The 15,208-nt window shown below is 58.9% G+C and carries 10 protein-coding genes and 7 pseudogenes; 16 read left to right on the top strand and 1 reads right to left on the bottom strand.

Annotated features, from left to right (window positions below; translation table 11 throughout):
- Positions 1 to 92: 92 nt before the first annotated feature.
- The 3 genes and pseudogenes from EIO60_RS09705 to EIO60_RS09695 all read left to right on the top strand — a co-directional run bounded on the left by EIO60_RS09705 (position 93) and on the right by EIO60_RS09695 (position 2,715).
- The gene (locus EIO60_RS09705) at positions 93 to 1,409 is read left to right on the top strand and encodes an MFS transporter (protein WP_374058166.1); all 1,317 of its coding nucleotides are present in this window, start codon (positions 93 to 95) and stop codon (positions 1,407 to 1,409) included.
- Between the two features lie 76 nt (positions 1,410 to 1,485).
- Positions 1,486 to 2,546, top strand: a pseudogene (locus EIO60_RS09700) (MFS transporter); the annotation flags it as partial.
- 10 nt (positions 2,547 to 2,556) lie between these two features.
- A complete protein-coding gene (locus EIO60_RS09695; protein ID WP_258576783.1) occupies positions 2,557 to 2,715 on the top strand; it encodes a hypothetical protein in 159 nt (52 codons plus the stop codon).
- Positions 2,716 to 2,965: 250 nt separating this feature from the next.
- On the opposite strand, the gene ftnA is transcribed toward EIO60_RS09695, so the two are convergent.
- Positions 2,966 to 3,478: a non-heme ferritin gene (ftnA, locus tag EIO60_RS09690; RefSeq protein WP_258576662.1), complete on the bottom strand. Its 513-nt coding sequence runs from the start codon at positions 3,476 to 3,478 to the stop codon at positions 2,966 to 2,968.
- A gap of 477 nt (positions 3,479 to 3,955) precedes the next feature.
- On the opposite strand from ftnA, the pseudogene EIO60_RS09685 reads away from it, so the two are divergent.
- The 13 genes and pseudogenes from EIO60_RS09685 to EIO60_RS16715 all read left to right on the top strand — a co-directional run bounded on the left by EIO60_RS09685 (position 3,956) and on the right by EIO60_RS16715 (position 15,194).
- Positions 3,956 to 4,568, top strand: a pseudogene (locus EIO60_RS09685) (nucleoside recognition domain-containing protein).
- The gene (locus EIO60_RS09680) at positions 4,558 to 4,977 is read left to right on the top strand and encodes a YjiG family protein (protein ID WP_258576661.1); all 420 of its coding nucleotides are present in this window, start codon (positions 4,558 to 4,560) and stop codon (positions 4,975 to 4,977) included. Before EIO60_RS09685 ends, EIO60_RS09680 begins: the two are co-directional and overlap by 11 nt.
- Positions 4,896 to 5,688, top strand: a pseudogene (locus tag EIO60_RS09675) (M20/M25/M40 family metallo-hydrolase); the annotation flags it as partial. The gene EIO60_RS09680 and the pseudogene EIO60_RS09675, both read left to right, overlap by 82 nt.
- Before the next feature lie 293 nt (positions 5,689 to 5,981).
- Positions 5,982 to 7,565 carry a peptide chain release factor 3 gene (gene prfC, locus EIO60_RS09670; RefSeq protein ID WP_258576660.1) on the top strand — a complete coding sequence of 528 codons (1,584 nt, stop codon included), beginning with the start codon at positions 5,982 to 5,984 and terminating at the stop codon, positions 7,563 to 7,565.
- 259 nt (positions 7,566 to 7,824) lie between these two features.
- A complete protein-coding gene (gene osmY, locus EIO60_RS09665) occupies positions 7,825 to 8,421 on the top strand; it encodes a molecular chaperone OsmY (RefSeq protein WP_258576659.1) in 597 nt (198 codons plus the stop codon).
- Positions 8,422 to 8,496: 75 nt separating this feature from the next.
- A complete protein-coding gene (locus EIO60_RS09660; RefSeq protein WP_258576658.1) occupies positions 8,497 to 8,658 on the top strand; it encodes a DUF1328 domain-containing protein in 162 nt (53 codons plus the stop codon).
- 167 nt (positions 8,659 to 8,825) lie between these two features.
- Positions 8,826 to 9,715: pseudogene (locus EIO60_RS09655) on the top strand (patatin-like phospholipase family protein).
- 16 nt (positions 9,716 to 9,731) lie between these two features.
- Positions 9,732 to 10,187 (top strand): annotated as a pseudogene (locus EIO60_RS09650) (TatD family hydrolase); the annotation flags it as partial.
- Positions 10,188 to 10,205: 18 nt separating this feature from the next.
- Positions 10,206 to 11,464, top strand: a pseudogene (deoA, locus tag EIO60_RS09645) (thymidine phosphorylase); the annotation flags it as partial.
- Positions 11,465 to 11,655: 191 nt separating this feature from the next.
- Positions 11,656 to 12,879 carry a phosphopentomutase gene (gene deoB / locus EIO60_RS09640; RefSeq protein ID WP_258576657.1) on the top strand — a complete coding sequence of 408 codons (1,224 nt, stop codon included), beginning with the start codon at positions 11,656 to 11,658 and terminating at the stop codon, positions 12,877 to 12,879.
- 35 nt (positions 12,880 to 12,914) lie between these two features.
- Positions 12,915 to 13,628, top strand: a complete 714-nt coding sequence (gene deoD / locus EIO60_RS09635) for a purine-nucleoside phosphorylase (RefSeq protein WP_258576656.1) — start codon at positions 12,915 to 12,917, stop codon at positions 13,626 to 13,628.
- Positions 13,629 to 13,774: 146 nt separating this feature from the next.
- Complete coding sequence (locus EIO60_RS16720) at positions 13,775 to 14,275, top strand: penicillin-binding protein 2 (protein WP_374058164.1); 501 nt, start codon at positions 13,775 to 13,777, stop codon at positions 14,273 to 14,275.
- Positions 14,276 to 14,311: 36 nt separating this feature from the next.
- Positions 14,312 to 15,194 (top strand): annotated as a pseudogene (locus EIO60_RS16715) (penicillin-binding transpeptidase domain-containing protein).
- Positions 15,195 to 15,208 lie beyond the last annotated feature (14 nt).

Genomic DNA, 15,208 nt, shown 5'->3' with positions numbered 1-15,208 from the left:
TTTGTTTCAATGTTATGGAGTGAAATGGTGAGTGCCATTACGTTATTTCCGGCTCGGTCAGGGTAAATAGTAAAAAAATGCGGGAAGCAACTATGAATATGAGCCAGACAAAGACTCAGGGCAGCGCCCGAACCATCTTTAACGTTACCAGCGGTAACTTTCTTGAAATGTATGACTTTATGGTGTTTGGCTACTACGCCACCGCCATTGCCAAAACCTTCTTTCCCGGCGACGATCCATTCGCCTCGCTGATGTTAACCCTGATGACCTTCGGCGCCGGTTTCCTGATGCGGCCGCTGGGCGCCATCGTGCTGGGCGCCTATATCGACTACCATGGCCGCCGCAAAGGGCTGCTACTAACGCTGGGCCTGATGGCGATCGGCACGCTGACTATCGCGCTGGTGCCGGGCTACGCCACGCTGGGCGCCGCCGCGCCGATCCTGAGCCTGCTGGGCCGTCTGCTGCAGGGTTTCTCCGCCGGGGTGGAGCTGGGCGGTGTCTCGGTCTATCTGGCGGAAGTCGCGCCAAAAGGGCGCAAGGGCTTCTTTGTCAGCTGGCAGTCGGGCAGCCAGCAGATTGCGGTGATCTTCGCCGCGCTGCTCGGCCTGCTGCTGAACCATCTGCTGGCGAAAGAGGCGGTCACCGAGTGGGGCTGGCGTATTCCGTTGGTTATCGGCTGCATGATCGTGCCGTTCCTGTTCTGGATCAGACGCATGCTGGAAGAGACCGAAGCTTTCAGTCAGCGCAAACAGCATCCGACCATGCGGCAGATTATGGGTTCGCTGGTGAGCAACTGGGCGCTGGTGCTGGCGGGTATGCTGATGGTGGTCACCACCACGGTGATGTTCTATATGATCACCGCCTTTACCCCGACCTTTGGCAAAACCGTGCTGATGATGAGCGACAAGCAGAGCTTCCTAGTGACGCTGTGCGTCGGCGTCTCCAACCTGATCTGGCTGCCGCTGATGGGCGCGCTGTCGGACCGCATCGGCCGCCGTCCACTGTTGATTACCTTTACCGTACTGATGATCCTCACCACCTGGCCAGTGCTGCACTGGCTAGTGGGATCGCCGACTTTTGCGCATCTGCTGGAGGCGGAGCTGTGGCTCTCTTTCCTCTACGCCAGCTATAACGGCGCGATGGTGGTCTATCTGGCGGAGATCATGCCCGCTGAGGTGCGCGCCTCCGGCTTCTCCCTCGCCTACAGCTTGGCGACTGCACTGTTTGGCGGCTTTACCCCCGCCGTCTCCAGTTACCTGATCCACTCCACCGGCGATAAAGCGATGCCTGGCGTCTGGCTGACCTTCGCCGCCGTCTGCGGCTTGATCGGCACGCTGCTGATTGGCCGCATGGTGAAACAGTATCGCGCGCACCACCGCGCCGCGACGCCCGTCAACGCCTCTGTCTAAAACGCCAAATCCACCACCACGCTGTCCGTATAGTTTCCTGCGGGCGGCGTGTTTTGCGTAGTAAGGATGTCGCCTATACACCCTGTTTCAGCCGCTGTGCGGCTGGCTGATTGACGTCATTGGCCTGAAGATGGGCTTTCTGAATATGCGCGCTGATCTGGTCGGTCACCTGCCAGCTGCACGCTGGCGCGGGCAGCTGGCTGCACCTGGCGCTGCTGCGCTTCGTCATGGGCGCGTCGGAAGCGGCCGCTACCCCCGCCAACGCCAAGGCGATCGGCGACTGGTTCCCGAAAAAAGAGCGTCCGGTGGCGGTGGGCTGGGCGGGCATCGGCTTCTCGATCGGCGCGATGCTGGCGCCGCCGATTATCTACGTGGCGCATATCTCTTTTGGCTGGCAGGGGGCGTTTCTGCTTACCGGCGGGCTGGGGCTGCTGTGGGTCGGACTCTGGTTGTGGAGCTACCAGTCGCCGGAAAAACATACGCGCCTTTCTGACGAAGAGCGCACCTGGATTACCCAGGACAACGAGGCGGTGGGGGAAAAGCTACCCTTCTTCCAGGCGCTGAAAACCATCGGCAAAGAGAAGATTCCGGCCTTCCCCACCGAACCCGCCTGGGCGGTACTGAGCTTCTGGGTGCCGCTCTACCTGGCCAACGAGCGCGGCATGGATCTCAAGCAGATCGTAATGTTCGCCTGGCTGCCGTTTCTCGCCGCCGATCTCGGCAGCGTCGCCAGCGGCTATATCACCAAAATCTACGTGAAGTGGTTCGGCCTGACGCGCGTTAACTCTTATCGTCGCCAGTTCGATCACCGGCGCGGCGCTGATGACGCTGGTCAAAGATCCCTATCTGGCGATCGCCCTGATCTCCATCGGCGGCTTCGGCCATAAGGGGATCTCCTGCATGCTGAGCGCGCTGGTGGTGGAGCGTTTCGATCGCCTCCAGATGGCGATGGTGAACGGCATGCTCGGCTCCTACACCGGGATCGCCAGCTTTATCTTCTCCCTGATTATCGGCGTCGCCACCGACACCATTGGTTTCAATCCGCTGTTCGTCGCCATGGGCTTTTTCGACCTGGTGGGCGCGATTTTCCTGGTGATGTTTATCGCCGAACGTCGTCAGCGCAGCGCTGAACAATAATGATACCGCTATGAAAACCCTGAAGAACTGGACGCTGAATCAGCATACGGATCATTTTGTCGAGCTGAAGGTGGATAACCGCCATCTGCTGCGCATCTTTGTGCTGCAGGCGGGCCTGATGCGCGTGCTGCTGAAGCGCGATCAACGGCGAGCAGGGCGCGCGGTTTAGCCTTTAGGGCCGCGCCGGGCGGTCCTGGTAGACCGCTCTGAACACACCGTGCGGGCCGTACGGGCAGGATAGCTCAGAGAGCAAGGCGTCCTGCGGCAGGGATATCACCTCGGGAGCAGTTTTGACCAACACCGCGCTTTGGCCCAGCACGGACGAACCTCAGGGATAAGATGCGTACCCGTGCGGGCTGAGCGAGCAGGAATGCGTTAAGCGCCTTTGCGCCTCGGCCATCCCGCCTGCGCAAGCTGCCTCAGCCGTTACCGCCGTGGCTTTCCGCATTCATACGCGCCAGATCTTTATCGATCAGGAACAGGCCTTTGCCTTTGTTGCCTACCAGCGCCAGCTTATCCAGCACAGTTTTAAACAGCTTCTCTTCTTCGTGCTGTCCGGCCACGTACCACTGCAGGAAGTTAAAGGTTGAGTAGTCGAGCGAGGTGATCGCTGCATGCGCCATTTCGTTGATTTTGCTGGTGATCAGCTTCTCGTGCTCCAGCGCCTGCTCCAGTAGTTCCGGCAGCGAGTTATAGGCGACCGGCGGCGCGGCGATGGTGCCTAGCACCGGCATCGCGCCGGTATCGCTCAGGTAATCGAACAGGCGCTGCATATGCTCCATCTCTTTGCGAGAGTGCTCTTTCAGAAACGCCGCCGCGCCTTCCAGGCCTTTGTCGCTGCACCATGCGCTCATCTGCAGATAGAGATTCGCGGAGAAAAATTCGAGGTTAAGTTGATCGTTGAGACGAGCGGTCATTTCAGCAGTCAGCATGCGGCGATTCCTTTTTAAGAGCATTATTCAGACAGGTGAGAAGCGGCGAATTATGCATTAGGAGGCGCGACGATTGAAAGCGTTTTTATGAAAAACTTTCCTGTTATCAATATGATTTAACTAGAATTATTCAGCTATTTGAATGCGATCGATTATCATTTCTGACGCAATGTTCGTTTGTGCAAGCTGCACCATAACGGGGCAAATCGCCTGTACAATTAGCGTGCAGCGGCGGCACTATCCGGTAAGACGCCGCGCAATATTAACTGGCGCATATTTGAACATTATTTAGCGGAAACGGCGGCAGGCAGAAAATTTTATTTACAAAATCGACGCTTTTCAGGGGCTGGCATAAATCTTGCGACCTGTTGAGTTCCATATACTGCAACTATTCACTCTATTTAGCAGGTAAAAGCATGACTGACGAAAAAATAGTGCTGACCGGCGAGCACATCTCTGCCAGTATAAGGCAGCTATCTGGCGCTGATTATCGCTATTCTGTTTTTTTCAGGATTACTTTATCAGGTAGATGGCTTTCACTGGCTGGGCGCGTTTGACTTCACTACGCTGGGCGGCAGCTTCGGCACCATGAAAGATCCCGCCAGCAACACCTTTACTCGGCGCAGGCGGCCTGAGCGCCAAAGCGGGCTTTCTGTTTGCGCTGTCGCTGACGCCGACGGTGATGCTGGCGCTGGGCATTCTGGATATTTTCACCCACTACGGCGCAATGCGCGCGGCACACAAGCTGCTGACGCCGCTGCTTCAGTCGCTGATGGGGCTGCCGGGGCGCTGCGGGCTGGCGCTGATCACCGATCCGCAAAGCACCGACGCGGGCGCGGCGCTGACCAAAGAGATTTATGACCGCGGCCAGGTGACGAAAAAAGAGATTGTGGTAATGAGCGCCTGGCAATATTCCGGCGCCGGCTTAATCAATAACTATTTCGCCATCGGCTCGGCGCTGTTCGCCTCTATGACGCTGCCGATTATTATTCCGCTCACCCTAATGTTCGTTCTTAAATTTGTCGGTGCGGCGCTGACGCGTTGTGTGTTAAACAGTGTTTATAAAAATGATTTCAATCATGGAAAATAACGGCGCGGTAAAAGTCAGCCAGAACCCTTTTGATATATTCGTGACCGGCGCGCGTAAAGGGTTTCATATTACCATTCATAACCTGATGCCCAACATGGTTATGGCCTATGTGCTGGCGGAAGTACTGAATCTGCTCGGCATTATGCCTTTTCTCGGCCAGCTTTTCGCCCCGGTGATGGGGCTGTTCGGCCTGCCGGGCGAGGCGATCACCGTGCTGCTGACCACCTGGCTCTCCTCCTCTGTGGGCACTGGCGTGGCGGTGAGCCTGCTGAGCAAAGGGCTGTTGACCGGCGAGGATATCACCATCCTCGCGCCCGCGATTTTCCTGATGGGATCGCAGCTGCCATATATGGGCCGCCTGCGCGCGCCACAACCTGCGGCCACGACGGTCACTCATCGGTGGTGCTGACCGCCGCGCAGGAGCTGCTGGCGGAGGGCGCGGTTAAAAAGGGCGCCTAAAAAATTTTTTTCAGCCCGCGAAAGAGCTGGACGCCGGCGTGCTGGATGACGTTGAGATGATCCTCGGCTTTCATCTGCGCCCGCTGGAGGAATGCGTGGTAGGGCAGGCGACGCCGGCAGTGCTCTACTCCGCCTGCTCGACACTGGATGGAGGCTACCATTAAAGGCACCCCGCGCACGCCGCGCGTCCGCATCTCGGCGTCAAAACGCTGGACACGGTGTTGCAGGCGGTCAACGCCATTCATCTCGCGCCGGGCCTGACTTTTGGTGTCAAGGCGACCCGTTTTCTGTGCGACGCTGGCGTCACCAACTCGATGACTGACCTGGCGCGCGTGGTATGGGATCTGCGCTCGCAGGAGAACGCGCCGATGACGGAGCTGAAAGAGAAGGTGACCCAGGCGATTCAGCACAGCGTCGCCGCGCTGATCCGCGCGGCGATCCGCGACGTGCAGGGGGAAGAGGGGCTGCTGGACGCGAAAACCACGCCGGGTAGCGAGGACTTCTTCTATAATCCGGTAAAGCGCCCCGGCGTCAAGGCGGGCTTCTGGGAGCTGGGCACTAACCTGCGGGGCTGCATCATCCCTATATGCGCTTCGACCTGAACGCGCTGGAGATTGGGGTCGATACCTTTAAGGCCTGCGTAAAAAGGACGTTGGGCTAACGCCACCGCTTGCCCGCCTGCTGGCGGGCTTTCTCTGGCGGCGGAACCGCTGACGCCGCCAACAATTTTCCGCTGCCCCTGTTTGCCGCCGCGCGCGAAATATTGTATGCTATAGCCACCTTAACAGAGCAGAGACTAGGTGGCCGGAAACGCCGCTCATGTAGAACGCGCATCTCTCCGCCGCCTGACGCTTTGGTCACGCTTGGCTCCGTTTACCTGCCGGATTTCCAGCCATCATGATTACTCCGCAGCGTCCTCTCCAGCGATGTTGCCTCGATGAGAAGAACGCGCTCATGTCTGATTTCATGCAAGAGGTGTCGCGCCGCCGCACCTTTGCGATCATTTCGCACCCCGATGCGGGTAAAACCACCATCACCGAAAAGGTGCTGCTGTTCGGACAGGCGATCCAGACCGCCGGTACGGTAAAAGGCCGCGGCTCCAGCCAGCACGCCAAGTCCGACTGGATGGAGATGGAGAAACAGCGCGGCATCTCTATCACCACCTCCGTGATGCAGTTCCCCTATCGCGAGAGCCTGGTTAACCTGCTCGACACCCCGGGGCACGAAGACTTCTCGGAAGATACCTACCGCACCCTGACGGCGGTGGACTGCTGCCTGATGGTTATCGACGCGGCGAAAGGCGTCGAGGATCGTACCCGCAAGCTGATGGAAGTCACCCGTCTGCGCGATACGCCGATCCTGACCTTTATGAACAAACTCGACCGCGACATCCGCGATCCGATGGAGCTACTGGATGAGGTCGAGAGCGAGCTGAAGATCGCCTGCGCGCCCATCACATGGCCTATCGGCTGCGGCAAGCTGTTCAAGGGGGTATATCACCTCTATAACGACGAAACCTACCTCTATCAGTCGGGGAAAGGGCATACCATTCAGGATGTGCGCATCGTTAAAGGGCTGGATAATCCAGAGCTGGACAGTGCGGTCGGCGAAGAGCTGGCGGTGCAGCTGCGTGAAGAGCTGGAGCTGGTAAAGGGCGCGTCGCACGAATTCGATCGCGAGCTGTTCCTGAGCGGCGAAATCACGCCGGTCTTCTTCGGCACCGCGCTGGGCAACTTCGGCGTCGACCATATGCTCGACGGTCTGGTCTCCTGGGCGCCGGCGCCGATGCCGCGCGCCACCGATGTGCGCACCGTGAGCGCGGAGGACGAGAAATTCTCCGGCTTCGTGTTCAAGATTCAGGCCAATATGGACCCGAAACACCGCGACCGCGTCGCCTTTATGCGCGTGGTCTCCGGGAAATATGAGAAGGGCATGAAACTGCGCCAGGTGCGAACCGGCAAAGATGTAGTGATCTCCGACGCTCTGACCTTTATAGCGGGCGACCGTTCGCACGTGGAAGAGGCCTGGCCGGGCGACATCATCGGCCTGCACAACCACGGTACCATCCAGATCGGCGACACCTTTACCCAGGGTGAAAACATGAAGTTCACCGGCATTCCGAACTTCGCGCCGGAGCTGTTCCGCCGCATTCGCCTGCGCGATCCGCTCAAGCAGAAGCAGCTACTGAAAGGGCTGGTGCAGCTGTCGGAAGAGGGTGCGGTGCAGGTGTTTCGTCCGGTACAAAATAACGATCTGATTGTCGGCGCGGTCGGCGTGCTGCAGTTCGACGTGGTAGTTGCGCGTCTGAAAAGCGAATACAACGTCGAAGCGATCTACGAAGCGATCAACGTCTCGTCGGCGCGCTGGGTGGAATGCAGCGATGCCAAAAAGTTCGACGAATTCCAGCGCAAGAATGAAGTTAACCTTGCGCTGGACGGCGGTGACAACCTGACCTACATCGCGCCAACCATGGTGAACCTGAACATTACGCAGGAACGCTATCCTGACGTGGTGTTCCGCAAAACTCGTGAGCATTAATTTTCTCGCCAACAAGGCCATCCAGCATTGGCTGGCCCTGTCGCCTCGCTCCAGACTCCTCCTAAAAACTCTGATTTTCATTCTAACTGGCATGCAATCAACCAGTTAATCCAGCAAAACGCGAAATATCAACTATGATCATTCTGTCGGACGGCAAAAGAGAAGCTGCTTCTCCCTTACGTCCAACTACGCAGCAGCGCCGTTTGCTGCTGTTGCGCCCGCTGTTGTGGGTGAGCTAACTGACAGAAGGACGATATCGATGAATAAGACTAAGATTGCCCAGACGCTAATGGCGGTAATGTTCGGCTCCGCCCTGGCTGACGATTCGCTAACGCAGAAAGCCCAGCAAAGCGCAGATAATGCCGGTGCGAAAATCAATAGTTCTATGAAAAAAGTCGATGGATTTATGGATGATAGCTCCATCACCGCAAAAGCCAAAGCGGCTTTGGTGGATGACGAAGCAATAAAAAGTAAGGATATTTCCGTGAAAACTTACGAAGGCGTGGTGACCCTGAGCGGTTTCGTTACCTCGCAGGATCAGGCTGAAAAAGCCGTCGCCGTCGTACAAAAAGTGGAAGGCGTTAAATCCGTTAGCAACAAGCTACACGTCAGAGACAGCAAATCATCTAGTTTGAAAGGTTATGCTGACGATGCGGCAACGACCAGTGAAATTAAGGCTAAACTGTTAGCCGATGACATCGTTCCGTCGCGCAATATCAAGGTGGAAACCACCGACGGCGTTGTTCAGCTTTCAGGAACGGTTGCTAATCGGGCGCAGTCCGATCGCGCAGAAAGCATCGCTAAAGCCATTGAAGGCGTCAAAAGCGTTAAGAATGACCTGACCGTGAAGTCTTAACATCGCGCTGACACAACAACACCCAAAATGGGAAAGAAACGAGCAGTTCGATTTCACTATGGTAAGGAGAGGCTTATGTTTCGTTGGGGTATTATTTTTCTGGTAATTGCACTGATCGCGGCGGCGTTAGGATTTGGCGGCCTCGCCGGTACGGCAGCATGGGCGGCTAAAATTGTCTTCGTTGTCGGTATTATTCTGTTCTTCGTGAGCCTGTTTACCGGCCGCAAACGACCCTGACCGGTTGAGTCATTCTGATTTTTGCAACGAGCATGCATAAAGCGGAGACCAGCCAGCCCTTGTGCTGGCGGCAGGTTAGGAGAAGACATGGCTGGTTCTCCGGGATGCTGACGAATTCAAACGGATAAACGCAGCGGCACTCCTCAGAACTTCCGCGAGGAGCAAATGTGGGTATTCGCATTCCTGTTACGCTGGGCGCCATTGAGCCCTTAGTTCTTTCCCCGTTTAAAGCGCAAAAATCGCCCTGATCTGCGAGGGCCAAGGCCAGCGCGGCATTTTTACCGCCGGCGTGCTGGATGAGTTCCGGCGGGCGAAATTCAATCCCTTTCATCTCTATGCGCCGCGGCAATCTGATCGATCTCGACTGGCTGATTGAGGTGACGCGCCGCGAGCTGCCGCTGGCGCTGGAGAGCGGCAAGCTGTTGTTCGATGGCGGACGCGAGTTCTACCTGTGCACTTGCCGCAGCGACGACTACACGCCGGGCTACAGCGCCAACTGGCAAGATCTGATTAAAGCCTCCAGCGCCATTCCTGCTTCTACCGGCTCGGCGTCAACCTGGAGGGGATCAGATCTCGACGGCGGCATCAGCGACGCCATTCTGGTGCGCGAAGCGGCCGCGGCGCCGACACCATCGTGGTGCTCCGCACCGTGCCGTCGCAAATGTTCTACACGCCGAAATGGATCAGGCGTATGGAGCGCTGGCTGATCGACGGCGCACTGCAGCCGATGATCAATATCCTGCATCATCATGAAGCTAGCTACCGCGACATTCAGCAGTTTATCGAGCCGCCGCCCGGCGACCTGCGTATCATTGAAATTTATCCGCCGCACGTGCCGGCGAGCATGGCGCTGGGCAGCCGCGTCGCCTCCCTGAATCAGGATTACCATCTGGGATGCCGCTGCGGCCGCTATTTCCTCACCACGCTGGGCAAGTGGCTGAGCGACGCCGAGCCGTTTTTGCGCTGCGCCACGGTCACGCCGCCGGCGCCGGTGGCCAACGCGCCCTACAACCGGCCGGTGATGACACCGCCGCTGGCGGGCAACGACGCAGACTAGGTGAGGATTCGCTGGCATGAGATTTATCGACACCCACTGCCACTTCGACTTCCCGCCCTTTGTCGGCGAGAAGGAAAAGAGCATCGCGCGCGCCGCCGAGGCGGGCGTGGCGCGCATTATCGTGCCGGCGGTGGAGGCCAGCCGCTTCGCGCACATCGCGGCGCTGGCGGATCGGCATTGCGCCCTCTACGCCGCGCTCGGCCTGCATCCCATTGCCATCGATCGCCATGAAGAGGCGCATCTAGCGCAGCTCGAGGAGCGGCTACAGCGCCGCTCGACGAAGCTGGTGGCGATCGGCGAGATCGGACTCGATCTCTATATGGAGACCCCCGATTTTACGCGTCAGGAGGCGCTGCTCGACGCGCTGCTGCTGGAGACCGACGCGCCCGATATGCCGCTGCACGGTTTTCAGGGCGAGCCGAACCGCCCGGAACGCGCACGTCTGGTGTGGCAGACGCTGTGCGAACTCCGCCCCGAAGCGCCGCAGACGATAGCCGACGCGCTGTGGCGCAACACGCATAATCTCTTCCGCTTCTTCATCAACTGCGTGCGCGACAATACGGTTACCGAAGGACAGATCGCCGCGCTGGCGATGACCATCTTTTTTCACGATATGTTGCTGCCGGAGCGTGTGGCGCTCACCATGGCAATGCGCGACTCCGGCACGGTGCTCGACTGGCAGTCGCTGAACCTTAACGGGCCGGTGGTCGACAAGCACTCCACCGGCGGCGTCGGCGACGTCACCTCGCTGATGCTGGGGCCGATGGTAGCCGCCTGCGGCGGCTACGTGCCGATGATCTCCGGTCTCGGCCTCGGCCACACCGGCGGCACGCTCGACAAGCTGGAGGCGATTCCGGGCTTCGACATTTTCTCGGACGATGATCGCTTCCGCCGGATCATTAAATAGGTCGGCGTGGCGATTATCGGCCAAACCCGCTCGCTCGCGCCGGCGGACAAGCGCTTCTACGCCACGCGCGATATCACCGCCACCGTGGACTCGATTCCGCTGATCACCGCCTCGATTCTCGCGAAGAAGCTGGCGGAAGGGCTGGGCGCGCTGGTTATGGACGTCAAAGTCGGTTCCGGTGCCTTTATGCCGACCTTCGAGGCGTCGATCGATCTGGCGCAGGCGGTTGTCGGCGTGGCGAACGGCGCGGGCTGCACCACCACCGCGCTGCTCACCGATATGAATCAGGTGCTGGCGTCGAGCGCAGGCAACGCGCTGGAAGTGCGCGAAGCGTTGCGCTTTCTCACCGGTGCGGCGCGCAATCCGCTCCTGCTGGAGGTGACGCTAGTGCTGTGCAGCGAGATGCTGATCTCCGGCAGGCTAGCCGTCAGCGAAGAGGAGGCGCGCAACAAGCTGATGCAGGTGCTGGATAACGGCCAGGCGGCAGAGGTATTCGGGCGCATGGTCGCCGCGCAGGGCGGCCCGGCCGATTTTGTCGAACGCTAAGACACTTATCTTCCGCAGCCGACGCTCAGCAAGGCGGTCTACGCCGATGGCGAAGGCATCGTCAGCAGCATGGATACGCGCGCGCTCGGCATGGCGGTAGTAGCTATGGGCGGCGGACGGCAGCGCGCCAGCGACGCGATCGACTACAGCGTCGGGCTGAGCGAGACCATCGCGCTAGGCGGATGATCCACGCCAGCAGCGAGGCTAGCTGGGAGCAGGCCGCCGCTGCAGTGAAGGCCGCGATAACACTGAGCGACAGCGCGCCAGCGGCCACGCCCGTGGTCTATCGCCGGGTGCGCGCCAGGATGGTCTGCGGCGCAAGGCGGACAACCGTGCCGCTTTGCGGTGTTGTCCGCCCGCTCGTGCCCGCTTCGTGCGGTAAAGCGGCAAAATTGCGGCTTTATGCTGCGGCTGGAGAGGCATTCGGGTATGCTTATCTGATCGCTTTTTTTTTGACTTGTCACGCGCGCAGGCGCAGGAGACTTGCATGAAACGTGCTTTTATTATGGTGCTCGATTCCTTTGGAATCGGCTCAAGCAAAGACGCCGACAAATTCGGCGACGCAGGATCGGACACGCTGGGCCATATCGCCAAGGCGTGCTTTAACGGCGAAGCGGACAAAGGGCGCAAAGGCCCGCTGCTTCTGCCGAACATGACCGCGCTCGGTCTGGGCAAGGCCGCCGAACTCTCCACCGGCTGCTTCCCAATGGGCCTCGATCCCAACGCGGAGATTATCGGCGCCTACGCCTACGCCAGCGAGCTGTCGTCAGGCAAAGACACGCCGTCCGGCCACTGGGAGATCGCCGGCGTGCCGGTGCTGTTCGACTGGGGCTACTTCAGCGACAAAGAGAACAGCTTTCCGCAGGAACTGCTCGATAAGCTGGTGGCGCGCGCAAATCTGCCGGGCTACCTCGGCAACTGTCACTCTTCCGGCACGGTGATCCTCGATCGGCTGGGCGAAGGGCATATGAAAACCGGCAAGCCGATTTTCTATACCTCGGCGGACTCGGTGTTCCAGATCGCCTGTCACGAAGAGACCTTCGGCCTCGATCGCCTCTATGAGCTGTGCGAAATCGCGCGCGAAGAGCTGACCGAGGGCGGCTACAATATCGGCCGCGTAATTGCGCGTCCGTTTGTCGGCGACAAGGCGGGTCACTTCGAGCGTACCGGCAACCGTCACGACCTGGCGGTTGAGCCACCGTCGCCGACCATGCTGAAAAAGCTGGTGGACGAGAAGGGCGGCGAAGTTATTTCGGTGGGTAAAATCGCCGACATCTACGCCCATCAGGGCATCACGCAGAAGGTGAAAGCCACCGGCCTGGACGCACTGTTTGACGCCACCATCGAGCAGATGAAAAAGGCGCCCGACCAGTCGATCGTCTTTACCAACTTCGTCGATTTCGACTCCACCTGGGGGCACCGTCGCGACATCGCCGGCTACGCGAGCGGGCTGGAGCTATTCGACCGCCGTCTGCCGGAGCTGATGGGGCTGGTGAAAGAGGATGACATTCTGATCCTCACCGCCGACCACGGTTGCGATCCGACCTGGCAGGGCACCGAGCATACGCGCGAGCATATTCCGATTCTAATCTACGGACCGAAGGTCAAACCCGGCTCGCTGGGCTACCGCGAAACCTTCGCGGATATCGGTCAGACGATTGCGCACTATTTTGGCCTGTCCGATATGGACTACGGCAAGAGCATGCTGTAAGCAGTGCCGCTGAATTTAAAAAAGGATGAACAACCATGGCAACTCCTCACATTAATGCAGAAATGGGCGATTTCGCCGACGTCGTGCTGATGCCGGGCGACCCGCTACGCGCGAAGCACATCGCGGAAACCTTTCTGGAAAATCCGGTTGAAGTGAACAGCGTGCGCGGCATGCTGGGCTACACTGGCACCTATAAGGGCCGCAAAATCTCCGTGATGGGTCACGGCATGGGCATTCCGTCCTGCTCGATCTACACCAAAGAGCTGATCACCGACTTCGGTGTGAAGAAAATCATCCGCATCGGCTCCTGCGGCGCGGTGCGCGCCGACGTGAAGCTGCGTGATATCGTGATCGGCATGGGCGCCTGCACCGACTCCAAAGTCAACCGCATGCGCTTCAAGGATCACGACTTCGCGGCCATCGCTGACTTCGACACGGTGCGCAACGCGGTTGACGCCGCTAAAGCGCTCGGCGTCGAGGCTCGCGTCGGCAACATCTTCTCTGCCGATCTCTTCTACACCCCGGATCCGCAGATGTTCGACGTGATAGAGAAGTACGGCATCCTCGGCGTAGAGATGGAAGCGGCGGGCATCTATGGCGTGGCGGCGGAGTTTGGCGCGAAGGCGCTGACCATCTGCACCGTGTCCGACCATATCCGCACCCACGAGCAGACCACCTTTGCCGAGCGCCAGACCACCTTCAACGACATGATTAAAATCGCGCTGGAGTCGGTGCTGCTGGGCGACTAAGTTAGCTGATGCCTTGTCCGTCCCGCGCAGCGCGCAGGACGGGATCCCCGTGCCATTCGTAACATTCTCACAAAATGACACACTTTTCTCGACTCCTGTGCATCTTCCCGCTGGTACTGCCTCTTTACCTGCCTAAATGCCGCCTAATGAATTTCCGCAATTTCGAAGCTGAAGAAAAGCTGTTTGTCTGCAAGGCGCTGCTCGCCTTCGCGCTGGTGCTTATCTGCTTCACCATTCTGGTACTGAATCTCTATCGCTTTCAGGTGCGCGACCACGGCTATTACCAGACGCGATCCAACCAGAACGACATGAAAATGATCCCCATCGCGCCGACGCGCGGGCTGATATTCGATCGCGACGGCGTCCCGCTGGTGCATAACGTCACCTGGTACGATATTATGCTGACACCTTACAAGATCGAGGATATGCAGGCGACGCTGAAGGCGCTGACGCAGAGCAGCCGCTACAAGCCGGTGGTGCTGAAAGAGGAGATGACTGACGAACAGGTGGCGCGCTTCTCGGTCAATAAGTACCGCTTTACCGGCGTCACCATCGATACCTGTCAGGATCGCGAATACCCCTACGGCGCGGATCTGGCGCACGCACATCAGGGTAAAAACCTGCCGTTGATCAACTGCGTCACCTAGGGACTCTATCCGCCCGCCTCAACGGTGAAGCCCTATATGGCGATGTCGGCGCTGCTGACCGGCGTGATTACGCCGCAGACCAGCTTCTTCGGCGCGCCGACCTGGACGCTGACGGGTACCGACCGCCGCTACCGCGACTGGAAAAGAGCGGCCACGGCACGCTGGACATCACTAAAGCGATTGAGGAGTCCGCCGACACCTTCTTTTATCAGGTGGCGTTTATGATGGGCATCGACCGCATCCATACTATGCTTGGCCAGTTCGGCTACGGTAAATCGACCGGCATCGATCTCAACGAAGAGTACAACGGCCTGCTTCCGAGCCGTGACTGGAAGCTCAAGGTGTACAAAAAAGCTTGGTATCAGGGCGATACGGTGTCGGTAGGCATCGGCAGGGCTACTGGATCGCCACGCCAATTCAGATGGTGAAGGCGATGGTGGCGCTGATCAACAACGGCAAAGTGATTGCGCCGCACCTGCTGGCGAAAGCGGAGCGAGGCAAAACGGTGGAGCCCTATCAGCCAGCGCTGCCGCAGGCGCAAATCGGCGACGCGCGCTCTCCTTACTGGGGGCTGGTGGGCCGCGCCATATTCGGTATGGCCAACGCGCCGAACGGCACCGGCTATAAATATTTTCATACCGCATCCTACGGCATCGCGGCGAAGAGCGGCACTTCGCAGGTGTTCAGCCTGAAGCAGAATCAGGTCTATAACGCGAAGATGATCCCGGTGCGCCTGCGCGACCATATCTTCTATACCGCATTTGCGCCCTTCAACAGCCCGAAGGTAGCGGTGGCGCTGATTCTGGAGAATGGCGGCAACGAAGGGGTGACCGCCGCGCCGGTGATGCACGAGACCCTCGATCATATCTTCCTGCCGCCGCCGAGCGCGCCGCCGGTGGAAACGGCGCAGCGGCCATAAGAGCGAGCGGGGCG

It is taken from the genome of Candidatus Pantoea persica, assembly GCF_013753875.1.
Classification (GTDB): Bacteria; Pseudomonadota; Gammaproteobacteria; order Enterobacterales; family Enterobacteriaceae; genus Pantoea; species Pantoea persica.
This window is presented reverse-complemented; position numbering and strand designations above follow the sequence as displayed.

Bases quoted from the DNA above. Each gene is read 5' to 3' on its own strand.
- EIO60_RS09705 (WP_374058166.1), top strand. From the start codon at position 93: ATGAATATGAGCCAGACAAAGACTCAGGGCAGCGCCCGAACCATCTTT.
- EIO60_RS09695 (WP_258576783.1), top strand. From the start codon at position 2,557: ATGAAAACCCTGAAGAACTGGACGCTGAATCAGCATACGGATCATTTT.
- ftnA (WP_258576662.1), bottom strand. From the start codon at position 3,478: ATGCTGACTGCTGAAATGACCGCTCGTCTCAACGATCAACTTAACCTC.
- EIO60_RS09680 (WP_258576661.1), top strand. From the start codon at position 4,558: ATGGAAAATAACGGCGCGGTAAAAGTCAGCCAGAACCCTTTTGATATA.
- prfC (WP_258576660.1), top strand. From the start codon at position 5,982: ATGTCTGATTTCATGCAAGAGGTGTCGCGCCGCCGCACCTTTGCGATC.
- osmY (WP_258576659.1), top strand. From the start codon at position 7,825: ATGAATAAGACTAAGATTGCCCAGACGCTAATGGCGGTAATGTTCGGC.
- EIO60_RS09660 (WP_258576658.1), top strand. From the start codon at position 8,497: ATGTTTCGTTGGGGTATTATTTTTCTGGTAATTGCACTGATCGCGGCG.
- deoB (WP_258576657.1), top strand. From the start codon at position 11,656: ATGAAACGTGCTTTTATTATGGTGCTCGATTCCTTTGGAATCGGCTCA.
- deoD (WP_258576656.1), top strand. From the start codon at position 12,915: ATGGCAACTCCTCACATTAATGCAGAAATGGGCGATTTCGCCGACGTC.
- EIO60_RS16720 (WP_374058164.1), top strand. From the start codon at position 13,775: ATGAATTTCCGCAATTTCGAAGCTGAAGAAAAGCTGTTTGTCTGCAAG.